1 protein-coding gene is annotated in these 1,245 nt (G+C 32.1%); it reads right to left on the bottom strand.

Going from position 1 to position 1,245, the window contains the following annotated elements; all coding sequences use genetic code 11:
* Positions 1-99: 99 nt before the first annotated feature.
* Positions 100-1,128: an ATP-binding protein gene (locus tag BLQ19_RS20860; RefSeq protein WP_074539667.1), complete on the bottom strand. Its 1,029-nt coding sequence runs from the start codon at positions 1,126-1,128 to the stop codon at positions 100-102.
* Positions 1,129-1,245: the final 117 nt, after the last annotated feature.

The following is a 1,245-nucleotide window of genomic DNA, read 5'->3' as shown; positions in this document are numbered from 1 at the left end:
ATTATTGAACCGCCGTATACGAGACCCGTATGTACGGTGGTGTGAGAGGCGCACTCCGTTCCTAATTAGGGGCGGAGCCGTCTACTCGATTGTGCTTCGTTATTTATGTTCCAATTTTAAAATTTTAGCTATAAATTCAATCGCATTTTTATTATAAATACTTGGACAGCCTGATGGCATTTTTCCGCTAGATTTAAAATTATCTTCTTGCTGTTTGTTTCTGAAATTATACGCCGAATAGTCAAAATTGTTTTTCAAGTCATTTTCTCCTATTACTCTCCAAACATCTTGGTTGCTAATAGTTGTAATTAAATTTTTCACTTCCGATGCTAATTGCGTTGCAGAATATGGAAACTGTTTGATTAAATCTTCTTTTACTTTTTTTATGACTTCTATGTGGTCAATTGAAGTTACATTTCCAACTAATTTGAGCGTTGTGGCTCCTTTTTTCTCGCTAAACTCCCCTGTTTTTATAAATTTTAATTGGGAAGCTAATTTTTCATCTATGACTAATATTTTCGAATTTTCTTTTTCGATAACTGACCTTTCTGTATCAAGTATTGCAGCATTTTCTGGTCCTGCTTTACCTATTTTTGTTACCAAATCAATCCATTGTGAATTGTTTTGTTCAACTCTCTTATTGATAATTGCTTCTAATTCAGGAAATTGAATTCTTTGTGTTCTTCCACCATAACGAAAATAAATTTCTCCATTTTTAATTACTTGGTCTTTTCCTTCGTCTTTTTTTGCGATTATTGGTTTCGTATGTGCATTGTAGATTCTGAACACTCCAAAATGTTTATTGTCAATCTTAAAAATAGCTTGTTCCCAATTTATATTTCCAGAAAATATATTTAGTAAAAATCCAGTTACTTTTTCAGGGTCAATTTTTTCAAATTGGTCTAATGCGGTTTTAGATAATCCATTTGGTATTCTTGGTGAGTCTTGTATCCCAAAAACTAAATAGCCTCCCTTATTATTAGAAAATGCTGCAAAATCTCTGAAATAGTCTGCAAGAGACGAAAAATTGAATTGTTCTTTGTATTCAAGTTCTTGTCCTTCACGATGAAAAAGATATCCGGAATCCGCAACTCTTAATATTTCTTCAATTTCGGATTTTTCTATCATTCGCAATTTTTGTTATAATGAAGCACAACGTTAAGTATAAGAAACGTAGGGCAGGTGATAAGCACTTACGTTTCGGTTTATTACTTAGCTAAATATAAATATTTTGCTTTTATCTTT

Origin of the sequence: Cellulophaga baltica, from assembly GCF_900102165.1 — a bacterium.
Lineage (GTDB): Bacteria > Bacteroidota > Bacteroidia > Flavobacteriales > Flavobacteriaceae > Cellulophaga > Cellulophaga baltica.
This window is presented reverse-complemented; position numbering and strand designations above follow the sequence as displayed.